This window comes from Gluconobacter sp. P1C6_b, from assembly GCF_018811945.1.
In the GTDB taxonomy this organism is placed as follows: domain Bacteria; phylum Pseudomonadota; class Alphaproteobacteria; order Acetobacterales; family Acetobacteraceae; genus Gluconobacter.
The window spans coordinates 295,663-320,136 of record NZ_JACRVU010000001.1; the positions used below are offsets into that span (position 1 = coordinate 295,663).

Here is a 24,474-nt window from a genome sequence, read left to right on the forward strand (position 1 = left end):
CCCCATGAAGCGAACATTCTCGACGAAATGTGTCGTCCAAGTGCTTGAAACACCTTGCGCCGTTGCCTAGATCAGTAGTCGGAACACAGGCCCGTGAGGGTCTGGATACGTCAATAGGGTCCGACCCGGTGCCTCACAGGGCCGGGACGGACCGCTGAGAGGACTGATATTACATGAGCAAAGTCATTGGCATTGACCTTGGTACCACCAACTCCTGCGTTGCCGTACGCGAGGGTGACGAAACCAAGGTCATCGAAAACAGCGAAGGCGCCCGCACGACGCCGTCCATGGTCGCCTTCACCGACAACGGTGAGCGTCTCGTCGGACAGGCCGCGAAGCGTCAGGCCGTCACCAACCCGGCCAACACCCTGTATGCCGTCAAGCGTCTGATCGGCCGTCGTTACGACGACCCGACCGTCCAGAAGGACAAGGAGATGGTGCCGTACGCCATCGTCCGTGGCGACAACGGCGACGCATGGGTCGAGGCACGTGGCGAGAAGTATGCTCCGTCGCAGATCGCGGCCTATGTTCTGGGCAAGATGAAGGAAACCGCCGAGAGCTATCTTGGCGAGACCGTCTCCCAGGCTGTCATCACGGTTCCGGCCTACTTCAACGACGCCCAGCGTCAGGCAACCCGTGATGCCGGCAAGATCGCTGGCCTCGAAGTTCTGCGCATCATCAACGAGCCGACCGCAGCCGCCCTCGCCTATGGCCTTGGCAAGCGCGATTCCGGCACGGTGGCCGTGTATGACCTTGGTGGTGGTACGTTCGACGTCTCCATCCTCGAGATCTCCGACGGCGTGATCGAAGTGAAGTCCACGAACGGTGACACGTTCCTGGGTGGTGAAGACTTCGACAACCGCATCATCGGGTTCCTGGCCGACGAGTTCAAGAAGGACCAGGGCATCGACCTGCGTGGTGACAAGCTCGCCCTGCAGCGCCTGAAGGAAGCCGCCGAGAAGGCCAAGATCGAGCTGTCCTCCTCCAAGGAGACCGAGATCAACCTGCCGTTCATCACGGCTGACGCTTCCGGTCCGAAGCACCTCGTCGTCAAGCTGTCCCGCGCCAAGCTGGAAAGCCTGGTCGAAGACCTGATCCAGCGTACGCTCGGCCCGTGCCGTGCAGCCATCAAGGACGCGTCCGTCTCCGCCAACGAGATCGACGAAGTCATCCTGGTCGGCGGCATGACGCGTATGCCGAAGGTCATCGAGACGGTTAAGGAATTCTTCGGCAAGGATCCGGCACGCAACGTCAACCCTGACGAAGTGGTCGCCATCGGTGCCGCCGTTCAGGGCGCTGTCCTGAAGGGTGACGTCAAGGACGTCCTGCTTCTCGACGTGACGCCGCTGTCGCTGGGTATCGAGACGCTGGGTGGCGTGTTCACCCGTCTGATCGACCGCAACACGACGATCCCGACCAAGAAGAGCCAGACCTTCTCCACCGCCGAAGACAACCAGAACGCCGTGACCATCAAGGTCTATCAGGGCGAGCGTGAGATGGCAGCTGACAACAAGCTGCTGGGCAACTTCGACCTTCAGGGCATTGCTCCGGCGCCGCGTGGCGTGCCGCAGATCGAAGTCACCTTCGACATCGACGCCAACGGCATCGTGAACGTGTCTGCCAAGGACAAGGCCACGAACAAGGAACAGCAGATCAAGATCCAGGCTTCTGGCGGTCTGTCCGACTCCGACATCGACCGCATGGTCAAGGACGCGGAAGCCAACGCTTCTGCCGACAAGGCCAAGCGTGAACTGGTCGAGCTGCGCAACAGCACGGAAAGCCTCATCCACCAGACCGAGAAGTCCATCACTGAAGGTGGCGACAAGGTTCCGGCGGCTGACAAGTCCGAAGCTGAAGCCGCGATCGCCGAAGCCCGCGAAGCTCTGGGTGGCGAAAACCTCGACACCCTGAAGGCCGCCAGCGAGAAGCTGACGCAGGCTGCCATGAAGGTTGGTCAGGCCGTGTACCAGGCTGGTCAGGGCGCTGAAGGAGCTGCTGCTCCGGAAGGCGAAAAGAAAGACGAAAACGTCGTTGATGCCGACTTCGAAGACCTCGAAGACGACAGCAAGAAGCACTGATCGGGTGACTTCCGCAGGCGGAGCTGAACGCTCCGTCTGACCCTGTTTTCCGAGGGCGCCCGTTCCCGCAAGGGGGTGGGCGCCATTCTTGTTTTCCGGCCCTCCACAGGGACCGCCTTCAGGACCGCCCCAAGGACCGACCATGGCCACCAGAATCGACTACTACGAATCCCTTGAAGTCTCCCGCACGGCCTCGCAGGACGAGCTGAAGAAAGCCTTCCGCAAACAGGCCATGCGGTACCATCCCGACCGCAATCCGGGTGACGATGCCGCCGAGCAGAAGTTCAAGGAAATCAACGAAGCCTATGACGTCCTGAAGGACGAGCAGAAGCGTGCAGCCTATGACCGCTACGGCCATGATGCCTTCGAAGGTGGCATGGGCGGAATGGGCGGCGGCTTCGGTGGTGGCTTTGCCGGTGCAGGCGGTCTGGGCGACATCTTCGACCAGATGTTCGGCGACATGATGGGGGGTCGTCGGGGTGGTGGACGCCGGACCGGGGCGGATGTCCAGGTCCAGGTCGACATCACGCTGATGGAGGCCTTCACGGGCGTGACGAAGGACGTCGAGGTCCGGACGCGCGTGACGTGTGAAGCCTGTCATGGTTCGGGTTCGGCCGATCCGAAGGCTGGCAGCAGCACCTGTCCGACCTGTCATGGTGCGGGCAAGGTCCGCGCACAGCAGGGCTTCTTCCTCGTCGAGCGCCCCTGCCCGACCTGTCATGGTTCGGGACGTACCGTCGCCAATCCGTGCAAGGTCTGTCACGGCACGGGCACGGAAGCAAAGACGGAAACCATCAGCATCGACATCCCGGCAGGGGTCGAGGATGGCACGCGCATCCGCATGGCCGGCAAGGGCGAGGCCGGTGGCGAAGGCGTGCAGCCGGGCGATCTGTATGTCCACATCTCCGTCCTGTCGCATGACATCTTCCAGCGCGACGGCGCGAACATCTACTGCCGCGTTCCGCTGCGCATGACGCAGGCGGCGCTTGGCACGGAAGTCGAGGTTCCGGTTGTGGATGGTGGCCGCAGCAAGGTCCGTATCCCCGCCGGGACGCAGACGGGCGAGACATTCCGCCTGCGTGGCAAGGGCTTCTCGGTCCTGCGCTCCTCGGCCCGTGGGGACATGTACATTCAGGTCTCCGTCGAAACGCCGAGCCATCTGACGAAGCGCCAGCGCGAACTTCTCGAAGAATTCGAGAAGGAAGCCGGGGACGACCATGCCAAAGGCAGCCCCGAAAACAGCGGCTTCTTTGCCAAGGTCCGCGACTTCTTCGAAGGCCGCTGATCTTTCAGATCTGCAAAAACCCGGTGCTCTCTACGGAGACACCGGGTTTTTTCATGTCAGGCCGCGCCGAAAATATCCTTCAGGGTCTGCTCCATCACCCCGGCATCCAGCGTTTTCCCCAGCCAGTGCTCCACGCCGATCACGCCCTGATTGACAAGCATGCCGAGCCCGTCCAGCACGGTGCAGCCCCTGCCTTCCGCTTCGCGCAGCAGACGCGTTCTGGGCGGGTTCGGGATGACATCGGCAGCGATCAGCCCTTTGCGCAGGGTTTCAGCCTTCAGGGGCGGCATGGCATCGGCATCACCCAGACCGATGGAGGTCGCGTTGATCAGGATGTCCACGCCTTCAGGCACACTGGCCTCACCGTCCCAGGCCTGAACGTCGGCTCCGGCGGATGTATTGTCCCGCACAAGGGCTGCAATGGTTTCCGCTTTTTTGGGATCGCGGTTCATGACCGTGATGTGGGCAGCGGACGCCAGCCCCAGTTCCACGGCGATGGCACGCGCGGCTCCCCCCGCACCCAGAAGCAGGACTTTCTTCCCGGATGGGTCCGCGACCTGTTTCAGTGATGCCAGAAAGCCCTTCCCGTCCGTATTGTCACCGATCAGACGCCCGTCCCGGATGGAAACGCAGTTCACCGCACCGATGATCCGGGCGGACTCTGCCAGTTCGTCAAGATGCTCGATCACCGCGACCTTGTGCGGCAGGGAACAGTTGAACCCGACCCATTCCATGGCCCGCGCGCCTGCGACCGCGTCCTTCAGACCCTCCGCCTTGACGTCACAGTTGATGTAACGGGCATCGATCTCATGGTGCCGGTACGCGGCCTCGATCATGGCGACGGTCGGGTTGTCGTCGCAGGGCGTTGAGAACGATCCGGTCAGGATGCTGCGGAAATTCTGCTGGCTCATGAAAGGCTCCTCGGATCTGTGCTTGTTTTGCGTTCATCCCAGATGACGCACGGGGGCACAGAAGGGTCCATTCACGTTCTGGAAATATCAGTTTTCCGGAATGCTCAGGCCCAGCAGGCCTGCCTCACGACCTGTCAGCAGATCGGCGAGCGTGTAGCGGTCCAGCACCGCCAGAAACGCGTCCAGCGCATCGCCCAGCACGCCACGCAGCACGCAGGCCGGGGACAGGACGCAGGGCCGTCCGTCCGTGCTGTTGCGGCCTTCACAGTCCACCAGCATCATGTCGTCTTCGGTGAAACGGACGACCGCGCCCACATTGATCTCTGAAGCCGGACGCGCGAGTTCCAGCCCGCCACCACGCCCGCGGACGGTCGTGACGAAACCGCCCTGCCCCAGACGGTGCACGACCTTCACCAGATGGTTTTCGGAAATGCGATAGGCCTGCGCGATCTCGCGGATGGAGACGCGGCGTGACGTGTGAACGCCAAGGTGGATCAACACGCGCAGGGCGTAATCAGTGTGCAGTGTCAGGCGCATGGCGACTCCTCTGCCAGATTGACAGGCGCAGGTCACGTTTTTAAAGATGTATTTCAAATACACCTTTAAGGGGACCGCTCATGTCCACTTCCGCCGACCGCAGCCTCACGCCCGAGACCATCGCCATCATCAAGGCGACCATCCCGGCGCTCGAAGCCCATGGCGTGACGATCACGTCCGAAATGTACCGCCGCCTGCTGGCCGATCCCGCAATTGCGGAGATGTTCGACCCAACCCATCAGTCCACCGGAACGCAGCCCCGGGCGCTGGCCATGGCCGTGCTGGCCTATGCAAAGAACATCGACAATCTGGGTGTAATGGGTGGTGCGGTCGAACGGATCGCACAGAAACATGCCAGCCTCGAAATCCAGCCGGAACACTATCCGCATGTCGCCACGGCCCTGCTCGGCGCGATTTCGGCCGTTCTGGGCGATGCCGCAACACCGGAAATCCTCGATGCCTGGGGCAAGGCCTACTGGGCGCTCGCGGATATCCTGATCGGCCGTGAGCATCAGCTTTACGACAGCAGCGCCCATGCCGAAGGCGGCTGGACCGGCTGGCGTCCTTTCCGCATTGCCCGCGCGGTGCCGGAATGTGCGAATGTCACGTCGCTTGAACTGGAACCCGTGGACGGCAAGCCGGTCATCAGCGCCGTTCCGGGGCAGTATCTGGGCGTCGATCTGGATATTCCGGGCCATGGCCGGACGCGCCGCAATTACAGCATCACGTCCAGCCCGAACCGGAAGAGCTATCGCATCAGCGTGCGCCACGTTCCGAACGGCGCGGTTTCGGGCTGGCTGAACAGCGGGACATGTGAGGGGACGCAGGTCCTGCTATCGCCGCCTGCCGGTAATTTCGTGCTGCCGGAAAAGGTCGAGGGACCGCTGGCCTTTGTGTGCGCCGGAATTGGCATCACGCCGATGATCGGGATGCTGGAAGCACTGGCTCAGCCCGGCGTCACGGCACCCGTTCATGTCGTGCAGATCGCCCATTCCGCAGAAACCGCGCCGTTCGCGGAGCGGCTGGCGGAACTGTCCCGCAATTCGGCAGGTCGCATCCGAGTGGTCACACGCCTGACGGAGAAAGAGGGGCGCCCGACCGCCGCCTGGGTCGCCGAGCAGCTGCCTGGCGGTGTCTCGACCTATCTGTGTGGTCCGACAGGCTTCATGCATGACATGGTGCATGGCCTGCCAGCAGCCGGTGTTCCGGCCGAACGCCTGCGTTACGAGACGTTCGGACCGGATACGGGCGTGACGGACTGATTAAAGCGCGCTGGCCTTCTGCTCCGCGTCCGACAGGATGCGGGCACGGTCCGCACCACCATTCGTGGCGAGGCCTTCGGCCTCGATCACGGTGAGGTCCGTGATGCCGATCATGGCGAAGACGGACTTCAGATAGCTGAGCTGATGCTCGAAAGACGCGGCCGGGGAGCCCTCGCCATAAAGGCCGCCACGGGCCACGGCGAGCACGACCTTCTTGCCCTTGGCCAGACCGTCGATCCCACCGCCGGACGTGTAGCGGAACGTCTGGCCCGCCACCATGATGCGGTCGATCCAGGCCTTGAGCTGGCTGGGAATCGACAGGTTGTACATCGGCACGCCGATGACAACGATGTCCGCGGCCTTGAAGTCCTTCAGGGCATTGGCGCCAGCGATCAGTTCGGGGCGGCCCGAAACATCCGGCGTCAGCTCCTTGCCGAGCCAGGACAGGGCTTCGACATCGAGATGCGGCAGCGGATCGCTGGCGAGGTCGAGGGAAATGACCTCGACGGACGGGTCTTTTTTGCGGAACTGGGCGACAGCCGCGGCACTGACCTGACGGCTGGCGGAGCTGTCACCGAGGATGCTGGAATCGATGTGGAGAAGTTTCATTTTGATCTTTCCGGTTCCTGATCGTAACCAGCACCAGATAAGGAACCTTTGAACCCCGCCGCAAGAAGGCACATTCCGGAGCCATAGGCACATGGATGTTCGCGTCAGCGAGACTGCCCCGTCCCCATCCCCGTCAACCTGCGCGCAGAACAGCGATGCCTGCGCCGTCATCCGCTCCATTCTGGCGCGCACGACGGACAAATGGAGCATCCTGATCGTCAAGTCGCTCGGTCGGGGACCACACCGTTTCAGCGAACTGCGCCGCGCGATCGACGGGATTTCACAGCGGATGCTGACGCTCACCCTGCGCAATCTCGAACGCGATGGCCTCGTCCTGCGGACCGTGACGCCGACGACTCCGCCGCGCGTGGATTATGAACTCACGACGCTTGGGGAATCACTGTGGACACTGACCGAAGCCTTTGGTCAGTGGGCGCTGTCGAACCGCCCCGAAATCGAGGCGGCCCGCAGCCGTTTTGACGCCCGACTTGACGCCAACACCTGATTTTTCCGTTCTGATGGACCGACCATGACCCTGATTTCCGCTCCCCGTATTGGTATCGCCGGCATTACGGGCCGGCTTGGAACGCTCTGCGCCGAAGAGGCCGGGTCTGCCCTCGTGGGCGGCCTGTCCCGTACTGCGGACGCCCAGCGCAACATCACCACCGACCCTGCCACGCTTGCGAAAAGCTGCGATGTGGTGATTGATGTCAGCCATGCTTCGACCGTCCCGGCTCATGCGGCAGCCTTTGCGCAGGCCGGATGCGCCTGGGTTCTGGGGACGACGGGCCTCGATCAGGGGGCGCAGGATGCCGTGAACGCGGCGGCGCAGCATATTCCCGTTCTTCAGGCCGCCAATTTCTCACCGGCGCTGACACTGTTTCTGGAACTGGCCCGTCAGCTTGGCGCAGGCCTGCCGGATTATGATGCGGAAATTCTCGAGGTTCATCACCGTCAGAAGCTGGACGCCCCGTCCGGCACGGCGCTGGCGATTGGCCGGGCTGTGGCGAAAGGACGTGGAGTCAGTTTCGAGGACGTAGCCCGGACCGACCAGAATGGTCGCCGGCCGGATGGAGCGATCGGATTCGCCTCCCTGCGCGGCGGACAGATCGTAGGGGAACACGATCTCGTCCTCATGGCCGCCGACGAACAGATCACCCTGTCCCACCGCGCACTGGACCGCAGGGTCTTCGCCAGAGGCGCGCTGCTGGCCGCAAAATGGTTAGCAGGACGTCCCGCTGGCCTCTACACAATGGCCGACGCGCTCAAACCCTGAGCCGGAATCAGGGTGCAGGGATCAGGATCCCTGCCGGGCCCGGGCAGAGCCCGGACTCCCCCGATCAGCCGCCAGCAATCGGCAGGTTCACACCCGTCATAAAGCTGGAATCATCCCCCAGCAGGAAGGCCACCACGCCGGGAATTTCGTTGATGTCGCCATAACGGCGCATCGGGACGCTGCCGATCATCTGCTCGGCCACGACCTTGGGATCGGTGGAGAAATACTGGCTTCCGACCTTGGCCTGAAGCTCGACCTGGCGCTCCCACATGAAGCCGGGGCCCATGTAACCGGGGCTGATGGCGTTCACGCGGATGTTGTAGGGGGCGAGATCGAGCGCGGCGGTTTCTGTCAGGGCGATGATGGCGCCCTTGGAGGCACCATAGGCGGCCATGTTCGGCGGCCCCTTCACACCGGCCATGCTGGCGGTGTTGACGACGCGACCATAGTTCTGCGCGATCATCTGGCGCGTGACGGCCTTGAGCACGTGGAACGCGCCGGTGACGTTGATCGTCAGAACGCGCGCGAAATCCTCGGACGGGTAGTCCTGCACAGGGGCGAAAGCGCCCTGATACCCGGCATTGTTGAACAGGAAGTCGATCTTCCCGAAATCCCGGACCACGGCCTCCACCGTCCCGGTCACGGCGTCTTCGGATGTGACGTCACAGACATAGGAGCGGGCTTCGACGCCCTTTTCCCGAACGGCTGTTTCAGCCTTTTCCAGAGCCTCGCGGTTCATGTCCAGCAGGGCAATGGCCGTTCCTTCCCCGGCCAGACGGAGGGCGGTCGCGAGACCGATATTGCCACCTGCGCCGGTGACCAGACAGACTTTACCGCTAAACTGCTCAGCCATTATGCTTGTCCTGCTCGACTGTTCATGAGGAACGCATCCCATCTGACAGATGGATTGCCGATCTGCATTTGAACGTCAACCAGACCTCACGGTTGAAAAAGAAGGAGGGTTCCGAGCCTCTCTTTTTTGTGATCATCTGCCGTTTTCCGGGCCTTTTCCGCAGAAAACCGGGTTCAGACCTCTTGCTACCCCTTGACCCTTGCGTCCAATTCCGCCAAGCCGTCCCCTCCCTGAATGCCACAGCCTGTCTGCCAAGACACCCTGTGGCCCTTCTCACCACTCATTCCCTGCGAGGTCCCTGAGTGCGCAATCACGGCGATTTTCTTTTCACGTCCGAGTCCGTTTCCGAGGGCCATCCCGACAAGGTGGCGGACCGCATTTCCGATACCGTTCTGGACGCCTATCTGCAGGCCGATCCGGAAGCGCGTGTTGCCTGTGAGACGCTGGTCACCACCAACCGCGTCATCCTGGCCGGTGAAGTCCGCGGCCCCAAAGAGGTCGAAGACACGCTGATCGACCGCGCCCGTGAAGCCATCAAGGACATCGGCTACGACCAGGAAGGTTTCTCCTGGAAGAAAGCCGACATCACCTCCTACCTGCACGCACAATCCGCCGACATCGCCCAGGGCGTTGACAGCGGCAGCGACAAGGACGAGGGCGCCGGTGACCAGGGCATCATGTTCGGCTACGCCACGCGCGAGACCGAGCACCTGATGCCTGCGCCGCTGTATTACGCGCAGACGATCCTCGAGCGCATCCGCGACTACCGCAAGAACGGCGATGCCCGCGGCGTCGGCCTTCTGCCGGATGCCAAGAGCCAGGTCACGCTGCGTTATGTCGATGGCAAGCCCGTCGGTGTCACGTCCGTCGTGATTTCCACGCAGCATGTCGAGGGCATGAGCCAAAACACGATCCGCGAGACGCTGCGCGACGTGGTCAACGGCATCCTGCCGGAAGGCTGGACCTGCCCGGAAGACGAGTTCTACGTGAATCCGACCGGCAACTTTGTCATCGGTGGACCGGACGGCGATGCCGGCCTGACGGGCCGCAAGATCATCGTCGACACCTATGGTGGCGCAGCCCCGCACGGTGGCGGCGCATTCTCCGGCAAGGACCCCACGAAGGTGGACCGTTCGGCAGCCTATGCCGCACGTTACCTCGCCAAGAACGTCGTCGCTGCCGGCCTTGCCGACCGCTGCACGATCCAGCTCAGCTACGCCATCGGCGTGTCCAAGCCGCTCTCGGTCTATGTTGACCTCGACGGAACGGGCAAGGACGTGGACGAAGCCCGTCTGGGTGCGATCCTCAACGAGGTTGTGGACCTGTCCCCGCGCGGCATCCGCAAGCATCTGCGTCTGAACCGCCCGATCTATGTTCCGACCTCCGCTTACGGCCATTTCGGTCGTGCGCCGGATCCGGTTCTGGACAACTTCACCTGGGAGCAGACGGATCTGGTCACCACGCTGCGTGGCGCCCTCAACCGGTAATCTGGCAGAAAACCCCTGGTCGAGTCTCTCAAACCCCAGCCGGAGCGGCTTTACGGCCGCCAGCGCGGCCATCCGCTCCGGGCCCGGCAGCAGCACCTTCTTGAGAAAGCGCTGCCCCGGCTTTCCTTTACCTCACCGGAAAATCCTGCTGCGGGATTCTCCGATGCGGTCTCACGCGTCTTTCTCGAAATCGGTTTTGGCGGCGGCGAACATGCCATCGGCCAGTCCGAACTGAACCCGGATGTCGGCTATATCGCTTCCGAGGTCTTCGAGAACGGTCTGTGCTCCCTGCTTTCGCGTCTCGTGCCTGAGGGTGAGGAAGACACGGCCACGCCGCCGCCCCATTTCCGCATCTGGGCCGAAGACGCCCGCCTGCTGCTCAAGGACATGCCCGACGCATGCCTGGACCGGGCCTATCTGATGTTCCCGGACCCGTGGCCCAAGGCCCGGCACGCCAAGCGCCGCTTCGTGCATCCGGAAAACATCAAGCAGATGCACCGCGTCCTGAAACCCGGAGCCATCTGGCGCGTCGCCAGTGACCATCCCGTCTATCAGGAGTGGGTCACGGAAGTGATGGGCCAGCAGGACCTGTTCGATGCGCCGCCTCCGGCCAGGGAACGTCCCGACGGCTGGTCGCCCACGCGCTATGAGGCCAAGGCCTTCCGCGAAGGGCGCGTGCCGTTCTACTGGACCTTCACGCGCCGTCCCTGAAATCTCCAATCCAGTTATTCAGCGAGTTTCCTGACATCATGATCCAGATCGAACGCGAAGAAATGGAATTCGATGTCGTGGTGGTCGGTGGCGGTCCCGCCGGTCTCTCCGCCGCGATCCGCCTGAAACAGCTGATGCCGGATGCGGGCATCTGCCTGATTGAAAAAGGCAGCGAAATCGGCGCCCATATCGTCTCGGGCGCCGTCATCGAGCCGCGCACGCTGGACGAACTTCTGCCGAACTGGCGCGATCTGGACGCCCCCCTGCGCACGCAGGTGACGGAAGAACGGATGCTGTTCCTCACCGAAACGCGCTCGTTCGAAGTTCCGTATCTGGACCGCGTGATGCCGCAGATGGCCAATCACGGGAATTATGTCGTCTCGCTCGGGGAAGTCTGCCGCTGGCTCGGCGAGCAGGCCGAAGCCCTTGGCGTGGAAATCTATCCGGGTTTCTCGGGCGCGGAACTGTTCATCGAGAACAACCGCGTCGCCGGTGTGATCACGGGCGATATGGGCATCGAACGCAACGGCGAGCACGGGCCGAACTTCACGCCCGGCATGATCCTGCGCGCCAAGCAGACCATCCTGACCGAGGGCGCACGCGGCTCCCTCACGGGCCACGCCATGAAGCGTTTCGGTCTGCGCAAAGGCGTCGATCCGCAGACCTATGGCCTCGGCGTCAAGGAAGTCTGGGAAATCCCGGCAGAAAAGCACCGCCCCGGTCTTGTGCAGCACAGCTTTGGCTGGCCGCTCGATGACCATACTTATGGGGGCGCCTGGCTCTATCATTTCGGGGAAAATCTGGTCAGCTTCGGCTTCGTGACCGGCCTCGATTACGCCAACACCTATCTGTCCCCATTCGAGGAAATGCAGCGCACCAAGCTGCACCCGGCTTTCCGGGAGCATTTCGAGGGCGGCAAGCGTCTGATCTACGGCGCACGTGCTCTGTCCGAAGGCGGCTTCCAGTCCATTCCGCGCCTCACCTTCCCGGGCGGTGTGCTGGCTGGTGACTCGGCAGGCTTCCTGAACGTGCCCAAGATCAAAGGCACGCATACGGCCATGAAGTCCGGCATGATCGCGGCCGAAGCCGTGGCCGAGGCTCTGGAAAAGGACAAAAAGGAAGCCGCCAGCATGACGGCGCGCGTCCGCCAGTCCTGGCTGTGGTCCGAACTGCGCGACGTCCGCAACATCCGCCCGGCTTTCGCGAAATGGGGCATGAAGCTCGGCGCGCTCTATGCCGGGATCGACAGCATGATCCTGCGTGGTCGTGCGCCCTGGACGCTGCACCATCCGCATGCCGATAACGAGACGCTGCGTCCGGCGTCGCTGTGCACGAAGATCGAGTATCCCAAGCCGGACGGGAAGATCACCTTCGATCGCGTCAGCTCGGTCTTTCTGAGTGGCACGAATCACGAGGAAAACCAGCCGGTTCACCTCAAGCTGCGCAACGAGGCCATCTGGCGCACCGTCAATCATGACGTGTTCGATTCGCCGGAGAGCCGTTACTGCCCGGCTGGTGTGTATGAACAGGAACAGACGGGCGAAAACGCCTGGCAGCTCCGGATCAACGCCCAGAACTGCGTGCACTGCAAGACCTGCGACATCAAGGATCCGACGCAGAACATCGACTGGTGCACGCCCGAAGGCGGTGGCGGTCCGAACTATCCGGTCGGGATGTAATTTTCTTCCCGCAAAAGGGCACCGCCAGAACGGAGTGTGACTTTTCCGGTCAGTCCCGCTACGGTGACGCCCGTTTTTGTGGCGGCGACAGCAGCGAAAGATGACGATGAAAGTTCTGGTCCCAGTCAAACGGGTGGTCGATTACAACGTCAAGGTACGTGTAGCGGCCGATGGCAGCGGTGTCGAAACGCAGGGCGTGAAAATGTCCATGAATCCGTTCGACGAAATCGCGGTCGAAGAAGCGGTGCGCCTGCGTGAAAAGGGCGCCGCAAAGGAAGTCGTGGCCGTGACCATCGGCGCACAGGCCGCGCAGGATGTTCTGCGTACGGCCATGGCCATGGGTGCGGACCGCGCCATTCTCGTCCGCACGGACGACGCGCTTGAGCCGCGCGCCGTGGCCAACGTGCTCAAGGCGATCGCCACGCGCGAGGAAGCCGGTCTGATCTGCATGGGCAAGCAGGCGATCGACGACGACATGAATGCCACGGGCCAGATTCTGGCCGCCAAGCTCGGCTGGCCGCAGGGCACGTTCGCAAGTGCCGTAACGGTTGCCGATGGCCGCGTCGAAGTTGCCCGCGAGATCGATGGCGGTACGGAAGTCGTGTCCCTCACGCTCCCGGCCGTGGTTACGGCGGATCTGCGCCTCAACGAGCCACGCTATGCGTCCCTGCCGAACATCATGAAGGCCCGCAAGAAGCCGCTCGAGACGATCGAGATCGACAGCCTCGGCGTTGATACGGCGTCGCGCCTCACGGTTGTCTCCGTGGCCGAGCCGTCCGAGCGCAAGGAAGGCGTGAAGGTGAACAGCGCGGCCGAACTGGTCGAGAAGCTCAAGACAGAAGCGAAGGTGATCTGATGACCGCTCTTGTTCTGGTTGAAGTCGAAAACGGCGCGGTCCGTCAGGCTTCCCGTTCGGCCGTTGCCGCGGCCTCCCGCTTCGGTGCCGTCGATGCCATCGTGTTCGGAGACGGCGCACAGGCCGCTGCTGCCCTGCCGGGTGTGACGCGCGTTCTCAGCGTGCCGGGTCTGGTCAACGATCTGGCCGAGCCTGCCGCCGATCTGCTGGCTGCCCGCGCGAAGGACTACAGCCACATCGTGGCCGCCGCCTCCGCCACCGGAAAAAACATCCTGCCGCGTCTGGCAGGCCTGCTGGACGTGCAGCCCATTCCCGATGTGGTCGAGATCAAGGATGCCGACACGTTCGTGCGCCCGATCTATGCTGGCAACGCCCTGGCGACGGTCCGCTCCGCCGACAGCATCAAGGTGCTGACGATCCGCGGCTCCAATTTCGATCCGGTCGCTGCCGAGGGTGGCTCTGCTGCCATTGAGACGATCGAGGCTCCGACCAGCGAAAAGTCTGTCTTCGTGAAGGTTGAGCTTTCCGCATCCGACCGTCCGGAACTGGAATCCGCCCGCGTGGTGATTTCCGGCGGCAAGGGCATGAAGGACGCTGCAAACTTCAAGCTGCTCGAACCCATCGCCGACAAGCTGAACGCCGCCATCGGCGCATCCCGTGCGGCCGTGGATTCCGGGTTCGCCCCGAACGAAATGCAGGTCGGCCAGACCGGCAAGATCGTGGCGCCGGAACTCTACATCGCAGTGGGCCTGTCCGGTGCGATCCAGCATCTGGCCGGCATGAAGGACAGCCGCGTCATCGTGGCGATCAATGCCGATCCGGAAGCCCCAATCTTCAAGGTTGCCGATTACGGCATCGTGGGCGATCTGTTCGAAGTCCTGCCTGAGCTTGAAAAGGCGCTGTAAGGCGTCCTGTTCCTGAAACGGCAAAAAAGGGGCGCCCCATGACGGGACGCCCCTTTTTTCATGACAGGACCTGACACAGGTTTAACTGGCACTCCGGTCCCCATGAGGCACTCTTCCTCTTACGGAGACCCTCATCATGACCCTGCGCCAACTGACCCGTGACATTCTGTCTTTCCTGCCTGTCCTTCTGGGCTTTCTGACCATTCACAGCGCTCTTGCCGCGGCCTATGTCGTGCCTTCGGCCTCAATGGAGCCTACCCTGATGATTGGCGACCAGATCGGCGTCGTTGTGCCAAGCTATGGTCTCAGCACCGCCAACCTCCCATTCGGAGACGCTCTCAGGCCCTCGTCAGAAACGGAAGGGCGCCTCTTCGGACACCTACCCCATCGCGGAGACGTTGTCGTGTTCCGCGCGCCCGCCAATCTGCATCAGAGCTGGGTCAAACGCGTCATTGGCCTTCCCGGTGACCGGATTGCACTTGTTCATGGACACGTCATCCTGAACGGCACGGAACTGCCCTGGAAAGAGAGGGGGCCCGCGCGAGAGGAAAGCCGCAGAGGTGTCTGGCTGCCCGCAGAGCGCTATGAAGAGACCCTGCCGGGCAATGTGCGGCACGATATCCTCAAATTGTCGCAGGACGGCGAACTGGATAACGTCACCCCTTTCACCGTTCCCGCAAACCATCTCTTTGTCATGGGGGACAACCGCGACAATTCCGCCGACTCCCGCGTCAGCGTTGCCGACGGAGGCGTGGGGCTTCTGCCCGTATGGAATCTTCAGGGACAGGCGAGAGCTGTCCTCTGGTCATGGCGGCATCTCAGCCGAACGGCACTCATTCTCTGATTTTTCACCCAAGCCCCCTTGCAGGAAAGCGTTAACCCCTGTAGGACAAGCGCCGTCGGCCGGAGTGTAGCTCAGCCTGGTAGAGCACTGTGTTCGGGACGCAGGGGCCGGAGGTTCGAATCCTCTCACTCCGACCAGCCGATAATTTCTTCAGAAATCGCTAAAACCGTTTCTTGGCCATAGGCCAGCGCATATCTGCGCCTGAAACGCAAAAAGATGCCCTCCCCTTTCGGGAGAGGGCAAAATGGCTTCAGGAACGCTTGTCCCAGGCCGAAGAAGTGGGCCAGACGCCCTGGGCGTAGACCTGCCCGTAAGCGTGGACTTCCGTCAGATAGGTCCGTTCGCCGTCGAGAACGATCTTCACCGTAGGCGCCAGCGTGCCGCCGATACGATAAGTTTCCGGATTCTGCGGATCAGCCGAACCGGGCTGCGGCAGGGTATCGATGAAGGACTGCACGTAGCCAGCAGGATCCACGAAGTGCGAGTAGGTCTCGTACGGCGCCGAAGACGGATTGCCGAGCACGAGGCCGGAGCCGTTCAGCGGAGCATACGGACCGAAAATGCCGTTGCGCGACACGAAACCATACACACCATCCGGGCCCGTGCTATTGCCGGTAAAGGTGGAGTGATGAGAGATCGTGAACAGATAGGTCAGACCGTCCTGGAACACGACATGAGGGCGTTCCGTCTGGTCATTCACGCCGAGCGCGGTGACAAGCGCCGGCAGCATTTCCCACTGCGAGAAATCGCCCTTGGTGGCGTCGGATGTCAGGCGCGCAATACCGATCGCGGCCGCACCGTACTGCGCCCCGGCCGGAACGGTCGTGGCCGGCGGCACGAGACCCATTTCGTCAGAGCCGATGGTGAAGTCACCGCGCATGCCCGGGACATTGCCTTCGAACAGGGCGTAGATCTGATTGTCGTCCGGGTTCCGGAAGATATGCGGATCGCGGAAGTCCCAGTACTGGTCCTCGACGATATTGGCGTAATTCACGCCGTCCGCCTGGAACATGTCCGTGCAGACATCGAAGCCCTCGAACCACACGCCGTTGGCGTCCGCGAGAATACGGCCCGTCGTGTAGGACGGAACAGACTCGGAGGGGGTGTCATTGACGGAGGTGTAGAACAGATCAACCGTGCTGTTGCTGTTCTCGCGCATGACCGCGCAGCCGGACCATTCCCAACTGCGGGAATTGGCGCCTTCCTTGATGACACGGCCGCCGAACGTCCAGTCCGCGCCGTTGCCGGTACGGCTGTAGTAGTAGCCGATATAGGAATAGTTGTTACGGCTGTGCCAGCCCTCGACCGTATCGCCCGTTGCGGAGCGGTCGGCCACGAGGGCGAACATGACGTACCAGCCCTTGAAGGTCACGGTCTTGCCGTGGATGTCGCGCAGCAGCCAGGTATCCCACTGCCACACATCGGAATCGATGACCGGGAAAGCATAATCGATGACCGGCATGGTCGTCGTCGGATCATCGGTATGAATCTTCATCGCGTCAGCGATCGTCCAGCGCGAACCCGACTGGATTGCGCTCTGCGTGCTGGAAACAGCGTTCATGATTTTTCCCGTAACTGAAAATGAAAAAGAATCAGACGGTCTCCAGTAACCGGAAGAACACCGCTACTGGAGACCGAACAGAAGAGACGGTCGAAATCCTGTCCTGAGCCGTAATATTTGTGCAGGAAAACGTGTCTTGCTTCTGACGTACGCAACAAAAAAAGTCCGCTCCCCGAGAGAGTGGCCTTTATGAAAATCATTCTGTGAAATTGCGTTCTGAACCGATTTTTGACTATCTTTTATGGCTCAGTGCCATAGTTATAGGAAAAAGCTGCGCGCACTGCAAGCTAAATAAAATGCACCGGTCTTTCCGACCCTAGACTCACAAAAACCCCATCCGCTGACGGGTAGGGTCCTGAGGACAGTTGAAAAGCGGCGAGGCTCAGCCGCGCTGAAAGCCTGCCATGGCAGAGCGGGACAGGTCTTCGAGAAGATCGATCGCTCCTTTCGAATCGTTCAGGCACGGCACAAGGGCAAACTCTTCCCCCCCCGCTTCCATGAATTCTTCCCGAAGTTCGTTTCCGATCTCATCCAGCGTCTCGAGACAATCCACCATGAAGCCTGGCATGATGACGGCAATCTTCGTGATTCCCTGGGCCGGCAGGGCTTGGACGAAGGGCGCCGTATAAGGCTGGACCCATTCCAGCGGCCCAAAACGGGACTGGAACGTCAGGGGCATCTGCTCCTCACTCAGCCCCAAAGCCTGACGCAGGGCCGAGATCGTGCGCTCGCACTCATCGCGATAGGTGTCGCCCTTTTCGATACAGGTTTTGGGAAGGCCATGAAACGACGCCACGATCTGCTGCGGCTTAAAGCTCAGACCCGCAAGCGTGTCCTGCACGGACGTCTCGAGGGCGCGTATGAAAGCAGGATGATCCGGAAAGGACGGAACAGTCAGGACGGCAGGCTGACGACGCAGACGCATGAGCGCGCGGAAAAGCTGGTCGTTGGCGGTTGCGGTCGTCGTAGCGGAATACTGCGGATAAAGCGCAATGCTGATAATCCGGTCACAGCCCTGATCCATCAGGCTCTCAACAGCCTTCGCAACGGAAGGACGGCCGTAGCGCATGCCCCATTCGACAGGCACACCATCGGCCCGAAGCCGCTCAGCCAGCCCTTCGGCCTGCCTGCGCGTATAGACCCGCAATGGCGAGGCATTTTCTTCCTTATGCCAGATCCGCGCATAGTTTGCGCCGCTGGCAAAGGGGCGCTTTGTCAGGATGATACCCTGCAGAATGGGCTGCCAGATCAGTGGGGGGCTCTCGATGACACGACGGTCAGAGAGAAATTCGCTCAGATATCGCCTTACCGAAAAATAGCCTGTGTCATCAGGCGTTCCGAGATTGATAAGGAGAATACCGGTCCGGCCTTCTGGCGGAGGAGCGATGCGGGGTGTTTTGTGAAGAAATGCCATAGTGCCCTCTACTGTGGAACCGGGCACTGACTTAGGAAAGAGGGAAAGCGTCTGGAGATACGCGCCCCTTGCGGGACGCTATCGTCGATGCCTTACCTTCGCATAGGAAACATCCGGTTTCCGGGTCCCTTGCAGCAAAGTATAGGCAAACACCGCAACAGCGACGGTCATAGGACCAACATACGGCAGAAGAGTATTCGTCAGAGCCATACTTGCCTCCTTTGAGCCTTTGGAAAAGATTTTCTGGTAGGCTCAATTCAGAGATTGAGCACATCTTCCCCGTGTTTCAACAAAAAAATTCGGAATTCTTCAAAAAACATTCAAAGAAACGAAATATCCAAATACTTTCAATGGGTTAGAAGAATACGACTCTGCATGATCTTGTCGTCTGCAGGCAACCATCCCATCTCGAAGCTGTTACAGACACACCATCTGATTTTGAAACAAGGTTTTCCAGACATGGCTACACAGGATCCCGTCATTTACGTTGTTGCTGACGGCGAAAAAGCCCGCTTCCTGCGCCTCGAAGGGGCACAGCTGCGCACCATTGCAAATTTCGACCTGCACAAGGGCTCCAACGCGGAAACGGATGTCGGTTCCATCAAGGCGCCGCGCGAAAACCCGCATGAGCAGCTCAAGGAGCACTTCACGCGCGATCTGGCCGCCCATATCAACAAGGCCGCACAGAACAGCGACGTCGAAGGCATTCTGCTTGTTGCTCCGGCTCAGGCCTCGCACGAAATCCGCGAGCATCTCGACAAGCCGACGGCAAAGAAGCTTTTCAAGACCCTGGTCAAGGATCTCGTCAACACGCCGGACCACGACCTTCTGAAGCATCTCGACCGCCCGGAAACCGGCTGGCCGGAACTCGCTTCCGTCTGATCCCGCTCAGACCTGCGGGGAAGCCGTCAGACGGCTCTTCCCGCAATGCAGGGCTGTCTGACACCGGTCGTTCCCGGCCAGGAAGAAGGCAGCCCCCGCAGACAGCGCACGGCCAGAAGGCCGAAACACTGCGCTTCAAGAGCATCCCCGTCCCATCCCAGGACATCCACGGATGCCACATTCCCCAGACAACGCAATCCGTCCATCAGCACCGGGTTATGGCGCCCGCCTCCTGCGACAAACCACGTTTCAGGCTGCACCGGAAACGGCGTCCGGGCCACGGCCTCGACGGTAAAGGCTGCCAGTGTCGCCGCCCCATCTTCCGCAGACAGATCCCGTACATACGCCATGGCTTCCGGATGAAAGCTCAGCCGATCAAGCGATTTGGGCATGGGCCGCGCGAAATATGAGATCGCCAGCAGCTTCTCCAGAACATCCTGACGAACCGTTCCTGAAGACGCCAGCGCGCCCCCGAAATCACACGGTTTGCCGGTATGCCGCAGAGCCCAGTCGTCCAGAAGGGCATTGCCCGGGCCGGTATCACAGGCCCAGACGCCGCGCTGCCCATGCTGGTCCTGGGGGCCCAGAACCGTCACGTTGGCGACTCCGCCAATGTTGAGAACGGCCACGGGGCGCTGTTCCTGCTGAAGCAGGGCGGCGTGAAACACCGGCACCAGCGGCGCCCCTTCCCCCCCATTTTCCAGATCCCGCGACCGGAAATCGTGGATGACCGGCACACCACACAGATCCTGCGGCAGCCGGGCATCCCCGATCTGCCAGCTTCGGCCGCGTTCCGGTTGATGCAGGATGGTCTGGCCATGAAAGCCTATGACCGCGGGCTCCAGACCCGGCGCTTTCTCGCGCAGCAGACGCACGGCGTCCACATGCCGGAGGGTCAGCTCCCGCGTGACGGCCAGAACTTCGGCATCATCAGCAGCAAGACCTGTCGCACGATCCAGAAGCTCGCGGGTCCGGGCGCGCAGCTCCGGGCTGTAAGGCACGGTCAGGGACGGCCCCATCCGCCCGATGCGCACGCCATCCGTTTCGATCAGGGCGGCATCCACACCGTCCAGGGACGTGCCGCTCATCAGCCCGAGTGCCCAGACCATCGCGGGCGCGCCTGTGTTTCGTGTCGCGCTCAAAGCTCCGCAAGCGCCAGATGCAGATTGCCCTGACACCGCTCCAGAAGTGCTTCGATGTCTGCCAGAGCCACCCCACGCCGCAGCAGGACCGCACGTTTCGTATTCCCCTGAGCCAGTTTCAGGGCTTCACGCGCCTCCTCGGCCGTCCCGCCAGCCAGCTCCATAACCATGCGCTCCGCACGCGCCTGAAGTTTGTCATTGCTGATGCGCATATCCACCATGCGCCCGCGATAGACGTGCCCCAGCCGCGTCATCAGCGCCGTGGAAAACAGGTTCAGCGTGACTTTCTGTGCAGTCCCGGCAGCCATGCGTGTGGACCCCGCCAGAACCTCAGCACCCGTCGGGATGCAGATCCCGAGTTCCGCTTCCCGTAGCAGACGCGATTCCGGATTGCCGCTGACACCGATCGTCAGCGCACCCGCTTCCCGCCCGACCTGAACGATGGCGCAGGTATAGGGCGTGTTGCCGCTCGCCGCGACGCCGATCACCACATCATGTTCATTCGGATGATGTTCCATGAGATCAAGCCGCGCCTGATCTTCCCGGTCTTCTGCGCCCTCGGCGGCCTGGGTCGTCGCACCCGCCCCGCCGGCCAGAAGCAGGACGAGTTTCTCCGGAGCCAGACCGAAGGTCGGCGTCAGTTCAACACCGTCCTGCAATCCGATCCGCCCGGACGTCCCCGCCCCCGCATAAACCAGCCGCCCGCCGGCCTGAAGCCGGGGCACAGCGGCCTCAACGGCACGCTCGATGGACGGCAATGCCTCACCGACCCGGTCCAGAGCCGCCTTCTGGGACGTCAGAAGCCGGTCCAGAAGAACATCGAGCGACAGACGCTCGATATCCTCATTGGCCGCAAGAACCGTCTCTGTGCGGGATGACGTCATCACTCAGTCTTCATCTTCATCCGGTACTTCGTTGCGACGGAACAGTTGCCCGTCCTTCAGAAGTCCCTGTTCCACGATGCTTTCCGCAATCTGGACCGCATTGAGCGCTGCGCCCTTGCGCAGATTATCGGACACGCACCACAGCGCCAGACCGTTCTCGACCGACGGATCGATCCGCAGACGCGAGACATACGTCGCATCTTCGCCCACACATTCGATCGGCGTGACGTAGCCGCCGTCTTCGCGCTCGTCGCGCAGGATCACGCCCGGCGCCTTGCGCAGCGCCTCACGCGCTTTCTTCAGATCAACCGGCTTCTCGCACTCGATGCTGATGGCCTCGGAATGTCCGATGAAGACCGGAACACGCACGCATGTCGCCAGAACCTTGATGTCCGGGTCCATGATCTTGCGGGTTTCGACCGCCATCTTCCATTCTTCCTTGGTCGCACCGTCGTCCATGAAACGGTCGATATGGGGAATGACGTTGAAGGCGATCTGCTTGGTGAACTGCGCGACCGTCGGCGGATCATTGACGAACGTGCCCTTGGTCTGGGCGAACAGCTCATCCATGCCGTCCTTACCGGCGCCCGAAACGGCCTGATAGGTCGAGACCACGATGCGCTTGATCCGGAACAGATCATGCAGCGGCTTGAGTGCCACCAGCATCTGCGCGGTCGAGCAGTTCGGGTTGGCAATGATGCCACGGCTCGCCTTGCCAATCGCTGCCGCATTCACTTCCGGCACGATCAGCGGCACGCCCGGCTCCATGCGGAAATGCGACGTGTTGTCGATCACCACACAGCCCGCAGCCGCAGCCTTGGGCGCATAGACGGCCGAAACCGCACCACCCGGCGAAAACAGCGCAATGTCCCAGCCCTTGAAGTCGAACGTCTCGAGGTTCTGGACTTTCAGGACTTTCTTGTCCCCGAAAGAAATCTCACGCCCGGCCGACCGCGGAGAGGCCAGCGCCACAACTTCATCGACCGGAAAGTCCCGCTCCGCCAGAATTCGCAGCAGTTCACGCCCCACCGCACCCGTGGCGCCAACAACCGCAACCCGATAACCCATGATCTTTTCCCGTTCCCTGAAAATCAGCCCGAAAAGGGCAGACGCTTTAAAAGCGCCGACAGACGGTGCCGCCGCAGTTCGTAGCGGGCCTTGCGCCCCGTCGCCATGTAGTTGAGCTGGATCGCATACCGTGTTCCCACGAACTGCCGATGCCCGTGCCAGGTTGCCGGACCGTTCGGAAACACCAGCAGCGTCCCTTCCGCAGGCGTCACTTCGACATCGAAATCCTCGACATCATCCGGCCCGTTCAGCAGCCGCAGACAGCCATCGCGCGACGCCCAATCTTCCCCGCGCGGGTTCAGATACAGCAGGATCGTGACCAGCTTGGCCTCGGAATCCCGATGGATCCGCCCGTCCTTTTCCCGCGTGCGCCCGCGCATTGTCAGCATGGTCGGCGCATCCGCCAGATCCAGCCCGAATTTCTCGGCCACCAGCGCCTTGAGCTTCGGCCCCTGCAATTCCGCAATCATGGCCGAGACACGCGGCGTCAGCTTCAGCGCTTCCGGCGGAAAGGAGCCGCCGGACTTCATTTCCGGCAGGTCCGAGACAACCGCCTTCAGATCGTCGTTGCCGATGAAATGCGGCACCACCAGATGCGGAAACGGTTTTTCCGCAACGGGCATGCTCTCGAACGCATCATAATCAAGGGAAATCCTGCTCATGGCGCAGGAGGCTAGACGCGGCCCACGTCGGCGACAAGGCCTATTCCACACATGTGAGACCTGCCTTTTGCGAAAGAATATTACCCCCGCAGCGGCTTATGTGCCTTCACCATCCGGCTCGTCGCCAGATAGCGGACATATCCTGCCCCCAGGTGGTTCGCACCACCCGTGCAGACATGGGGCTCCGGATGCGGAGAGGAGCGCCCGTCCCAGACCGTATGAAGCAGGCGCGGATCGGTCCGGCATTCCAGCATCCGGTGATCCACACCCGACTGGCTGACTTCATCCGTCAGAACCGCATGCGCGGACAGACCGTCCCGACGCAGCTCCTGCGCTCCAGCTGACACATCCGTCAGCGCAAGACCACTTCCCGTCAGAACTGCAAGAAACAGAAGAGCACGCATCAGCGAAACTCCCATCCCAACAAGGCCGGCTCAGGACCGGTCACCAGACTAGACGACTCTCAGCCCTGAAAAGTTGCGGCAACTTTGTGGCACAATGAACAGATTTTTGCCTTCAAGCGGTCCGACCACTGGAATTATGCTCGATTTTCCTGCCTCATTTTTCGCCCCTTCCTCGACCCAAGGCGTCCTTTCATGAACACACGCTCCCTCGTCCTTCCCGAACTCCTTCCCCTTCTTGAAGAGATCCCGACGGTCGATCTTTCTGCGGAATCCCTGCCCGCCTTTCGCGCTGGCCTCGAACAGGCCGCCGGACAGTCCTTTCTTCAGGCCGAAGACTATCCCGTCACCCTGGAGCGCCTGAACATCCCCGGCACGGAAAACGCACCTCCCATCCGCCTCCTGACCGTCCGTCCCCGCAAAGAGGCCACAGGCCCGCGCCCGGTTCTTCTGCATCTGCATGGCGGCGGCTATTTCGCCGGCCAGCCCGAGCTCACCACGACCCAGCTCTGCCAGTTCGCACAGGAACTGGACTGCGTGGTCATCTCCCCGGATTATCGCCTCACTCCGGAACATCCCTTTCCGGCCGCGATCGAGGACGCCTACACCACGCTCTGCTGGATCACCCGCAGCGCCGACACACTCGGGATTGATCCCGCCCGCATCGGCCTGACCGGCGAGAGCGCGGGCGGCGGCCTTGCTGCGGGACTGGCGCTCCTGACCCGGGACCGGGAAGGACCGGCACTGCTGTTCCAGAACCTCATCTATCCCGTGCTCGATGACTGCACGATTACGGGCCAGCCCGATGCTTCCCCGGTCGGGGGCGAGTTCCTGTGGACCCGTACCAGCAATACCTTCATGTGGACGGCCCTCCTCAATCCCGTAGCGCCCGGTTCGGCCGACGTCTCGCCCTATGCCGCCCCGGCCCGCGCCACCGACCTGTCCGATCTGCCCCCGGTCTACCTGTCCGTCGGCGCGCTGGACCTGTTTCTGGATGAAAATCTCGCCTACGCACAGCGCCTGATCCATCAGGGAATCTCTGTAGAGCTGGAAATCGTACCCGGCGCCTGCCATATCTTCGACCGGACAGATACCCCGGTCGCCACCCACTCCATCACCCGTCGCATCGACGCCATGAAACGCGGCTTCGGTCTCTGAACAGACGGC

General features: G+C 61.8%; 24 protein-coding genes and 1 tRNA gene. 14 read left to right on the forward strand and 11 right to left on the reverse strand.

What is annotated here, in order from left to right; all coding sequences use genetic code 11:
- Nucleotides 1–173: 173 nt before the first annotated feature.
- Both dnaK and dnaJ read left to right on the forward strand, forming a co-directional pair.
- A complete protein-coding gene (gene dnaK, locus KP701_RS01400; RefSeq protein ID WP_215745367.1) occupies nt 174–2,078 on the forward strand; it encodes a molecular chaperone DnaK in 1,905 nt (634 codons plus the stop codon).
- 142 nt (nt 2,079–2,220) lie between these two features.
- A complete protein-coding gene (gene dnaJ / locus KP701_RS01405; RefSeq protein ID WP_215745368.1) occupies nt 2,221–3,363 on the forward strand; it encodes a molecular chaperone DnaJ in 1,143 nt (380 codons plus the stop codon).
- Between the two features lie 56 nt (nt 3,364–3,419).
- Here the strand turns inward: dnaJ and aroE are convergent, their stop codons facing one another.
- Both aroE and KP701_RS01415 read right to left on the reverse strand, forming a co-directional pair.
- A complete protein-coding gene (aroE, locus tag KP701_RS01410; protein ID WP_215745369.1) occupies nt 3,420–4,274 on the reverse strand; it encodes a shikimate dehydrogenase in 855 nt (284 codons plus the stop codon).
- 87 nt (nt 4,275–4,361) lie between these two features.
- Nucleotides 4,362–4,811 carry an Rrf2 family transcriptional regulator gene (locus tag KP701_RS01415; protein ID WP_215745370.1) on the reverse strand — a complete coding sequence of 150 codons (450 nt, stop codon included), beginning with the start codon at nt 4,809–4,811 and terminating at the stop codon, nt 4,362–4,364.
- Between the two features lie 80 nt (nt 4,812–4,891).
- Here KP701_RS01415 and hmpA point away from each other — a divergent pair, with 80 nt between their 5' ends.
- Entirely contained in the window at nt 4,892–6,073 is a 1,182-nt protein-coding gene (gene hmpA, locus KP701_RS01420) for an NO-inducible flavohemoprotein (protein WP_215745371.1), read from the forward strand.
- Here hmpA and KP701_RS01425 read toward each other — a convergent pair whose 3' ends face one another.
- Entirely contained in the window at nt 6,074–6,682 is a 609-nt protein-coding gene (locus KP701_RS01425; RefSeq protein WP_215745372.1) for an FMN-dependent NADH-azoreductase, read from the reverse strand.
- A gap of 91 nt (nt 6,683–6,773) precedes the next feature.
- Here KP701_RS01425 and KP701_RS01430 point away from each other — a divergent pair, with 91 nt between their 5' ends.
- Together KP701_RS01430 and dapB are read left to right on the forward strand one after the other, a co-directional pair.
- Complete coding sequence (locus KP701_RS01430; protein ID WP_215745373.1) at nt 6,774–7,187, forward strand: helix-turn-helix domain-containing protein; 414 nt, start codon at nt 6,774–6,776, stop codon at nt 7,185–7,187.
- 24 nt (nt 7,188–7,211) lie between these two features.
- A complete protein-coding gene (gene dapB, locus KP701_RS01435) occupies nt 7,212–7,958 on the forward strand; it encodes a 4-hydroxy-tetrahydrodipicolinate reductase (protein WP_215745374.1) in 747 nt (248 codons plus the stop codon).
- 64 nt (nt 7,959–8,022) lie between these two features.
- Here the strand turns inward: dapB and KP701_RS01440 are convergent, their stop codons facing one another.
- On the reverse strand, nt 8,023–8,811 hold the full coding sequence (locus KP701_RS01440) for an SDR family NAD(P)-dependent oxidoreductase (protein ID WP_215745375.1): 789 nt from the start codon (nt 8,809–8,811) through the stop codon (nt 8,023–8,025).
- Nucleotides 8,812–9,113: 302 nt separating this feature from the next.
- On the opposite strand from KP701_RS01440, the gene metK reads away from it, so the two are divergent.
- The 7 genes from metK (at nt 9,114) to KP701_RS01475 (ending at nt 15,430) form a co-directional block, all read left to right on the forward strand.
- Entirely contained in the window at nt 9,114–10,298 is a 1,185-nt protein-coding gene (metK, locus tag KP701_RS01445) for a methionine adenosyltransferase (protein ID WP_011252436.1), read from the forward strand.
- A gap of 15 nt (nt 10,299–10,313) precedes the next feature.
- On the forward strand, nt 10,314–11,009 hold the full coding sequence (locus tag KP701_RS01450) for a tRNA (guanosine(46)-N(7))-methyltransferase TrmB (RefSeq protein ID WP_215745458.1): 696 nt from the start codon (nt 10,314–10,316) through the stop codon (nt 11,007–11,009).
- Nucleotides 11,010–11,047: 38 nt separating this feature from the next.
- The gene (locus KP701_RS01455; RefSeq protein ID WP_215745376.1) at nt 11,048–12,688 is read left to right on the forward strand and encodes an electron transfer flavoprotein-ubiquinone oxidoreductase; all 1,641 of its coding nucleotides are present in this window, start codon (nt 11,048–11,050) and stop codon (nt 12,686–12,688) included.
- Between the two features lie 106 nt (nt 12,689–12,794).
- Nucleotides 12,795–13,544, forward strand: coding sequence for an electron transfer flavoprotein subunit beta/FixA family protein (locus KP701_RS01460; protein WP_215745377.1), 750 nt, complete (start codon nt 12,795–12,797; stop codon nt 13,542–13,544).
- A complete protein-coding gene (locus KP701_RS01465; RefSeq protein ID WP_215745378.1) occupies nt 13,544–14,449 on the forward strand; it encodes an FAD-binding protein in 906 nt (301 codons plus the stop codon). The genes KP701_RS01460 and KP701_RS01465 overlap by 1 nt, the downstream gene beginning before the upstream one ends.
- A 136-nt stretch (nt 14,450–14,585) precedes the next feature.
- Nucleotides 14,586–15,293 (forward strand): signal peptidase I, encoded by a 708-nt coding sequence (gene lepB / locus KP701_RS01470; protein ID WP_215745379.1) that lies wholly within the window; start codon nt 14,586–14,588, stop codon nt 15,291–15,293.
- A 60-nt stretch (nt 15,294–15,353) separates the two neighbouring features.
- Nucleotides 15,354–15,430 (forward strand) — tRNA-Pro (locus KP701_RS01475).
- 113 nt (nt 15,431–15,543) lie between these two features.
- On the opposite strand, the gene KP701_RS01480 is transcribed toward KP701_RS01475, so the two are convergent.
- Together KP701_RS01480 and hemH are read right to left on the reverse strand one after the other, a co-directional pair.
- Nucleotides 15,544–16,854 (reverse strand): glycoside hydrolase family 68 protein, encoded by a 1,311-nt coding sequence (locus KP701_RS01480; RefSeq protein ID WP_215745380.1) that lies wholly within the window; start codon nt 16,852–16,854, stop codon nt 15,544–15,546.
- A gap of 382 nt (nt 16,855–17,236) precedes the next feature.
- Entirely contained in the window at nt 17,237–18,268 is a 1,032-nt protein-coding gene (gene hemH, locus KP701_RS01485; protein ID WP_215745381.1) for a ferrochelatase, read from the reverse strand.
- 459 nt (nt 18,269–18,727) lie between these two features.
- On the opposite strand from hemH, the gene KP701_RS01490 reads away from it, so the two are divergent.
- Nucleotides 18,728–19,150 (forward strand): host attachment protein, encoded by a 423-nt coding sequence (locus tag KP701_RS01490; RefSeq protein ID WP_215745382.1) that lies wholly within the window; start codon nt 18,728–18,730, stop codon nt 19,148–19,150.
- A gap of 26 nt (nt 19,151–19,176) precedes the next feature.
- Here the strand turns inward: KP701_RS01490 and KP701_RS01495 are convergent, their stop codons facing one another.
- The 5 genes from KP701_RS01495 to KP701_RS01515 all read right to left on the reverse strand — a co-directional run bounded on the left by KP701_RS01495 (nt 19,177) and on the right by KP701_RS01515 (nt 23,310).
- The gene (locus KP701_RS01495) at nt 19,177–20,259 is read right to left on the reverse strand and encodes an anhydro-N-acetylmuramic acid kinase (protein WP_215745459.1); all 1,083 of its coding nucleotides are present in this window, start codon (nt 20,257–20,259) and stop codon (nt 19,177–19,179) included.
- A gap of 29 nt (nt 20,260–20,288) precedes the next feature.
- Nucleotides 20,289–21,176, reverse strand: a complete 888-nt coding sequence (locus KP701_RS01500) for an N-acetylmuramic acid 6-phosphate etherase (protein ID WP_215745383.1) — start codon at nt 21,174–21,176, stop codon at nt 20,289–20,291.
- Between the two features lie 3 nt (nt 21,177–21,179).
- Nucleotides 21,180–22,244 (reverse strand): aspartate-semialdehyde dehydrogenase, encoded by a 1,065-nt coding sequence (locus KP701_RS01505; protein WP_215745384.1) that lies wholly within the window; start codon nt 22,242–22,244, stop codon nt 21,180–21,182.
- Nucleotides 22,245–22,267: 23 nt separating this feature from the next.
- Nucleotides 22,268–22,906 (reverse strand): 2OG-Fe(II) oxygenase, encoded by a 639-nt coding sequence (locus KP701_RS01510; RefSeq protein ID WP_215745385.1) that lies wholly within the window; start codon nt 22,904–22,906, stop codon nt 22,268–22,270.
- Between the two features lie 80 nt (nt 22,907–22,986).
- Nucleotides 22,987–23,310 carry a hypothetical protein gene (locus tag KP701_RS01515; RefSeq protein WP_215745386.1) on the reverse strand — a complete coding sequence of 108 codons (324 nt, stop codon included), beginning with the start codon at nt 23,308–23,310 and terminating at the stop codon, nt 22,987–22,989.
- Between the two features lie 192 nt (nt 23,311–23,502).
- Here KP701_RS01515 and KP701_RS01520 point away from each other — a divergent pair, with 192 nt between their 5' ends.
- Nucleotides 23,503–24,465, forward strand: coding sequence for an alpha/beta hydrolase (locus KP701_RS01520; RefSeq protein WP_215745387.1), 963 nt, complete (start codon nt 23,503–23,505; stop codon nt 24,463–24,465).
- Nucleotides 24,466–24,474: the final 9 nt, after the last annotated feature.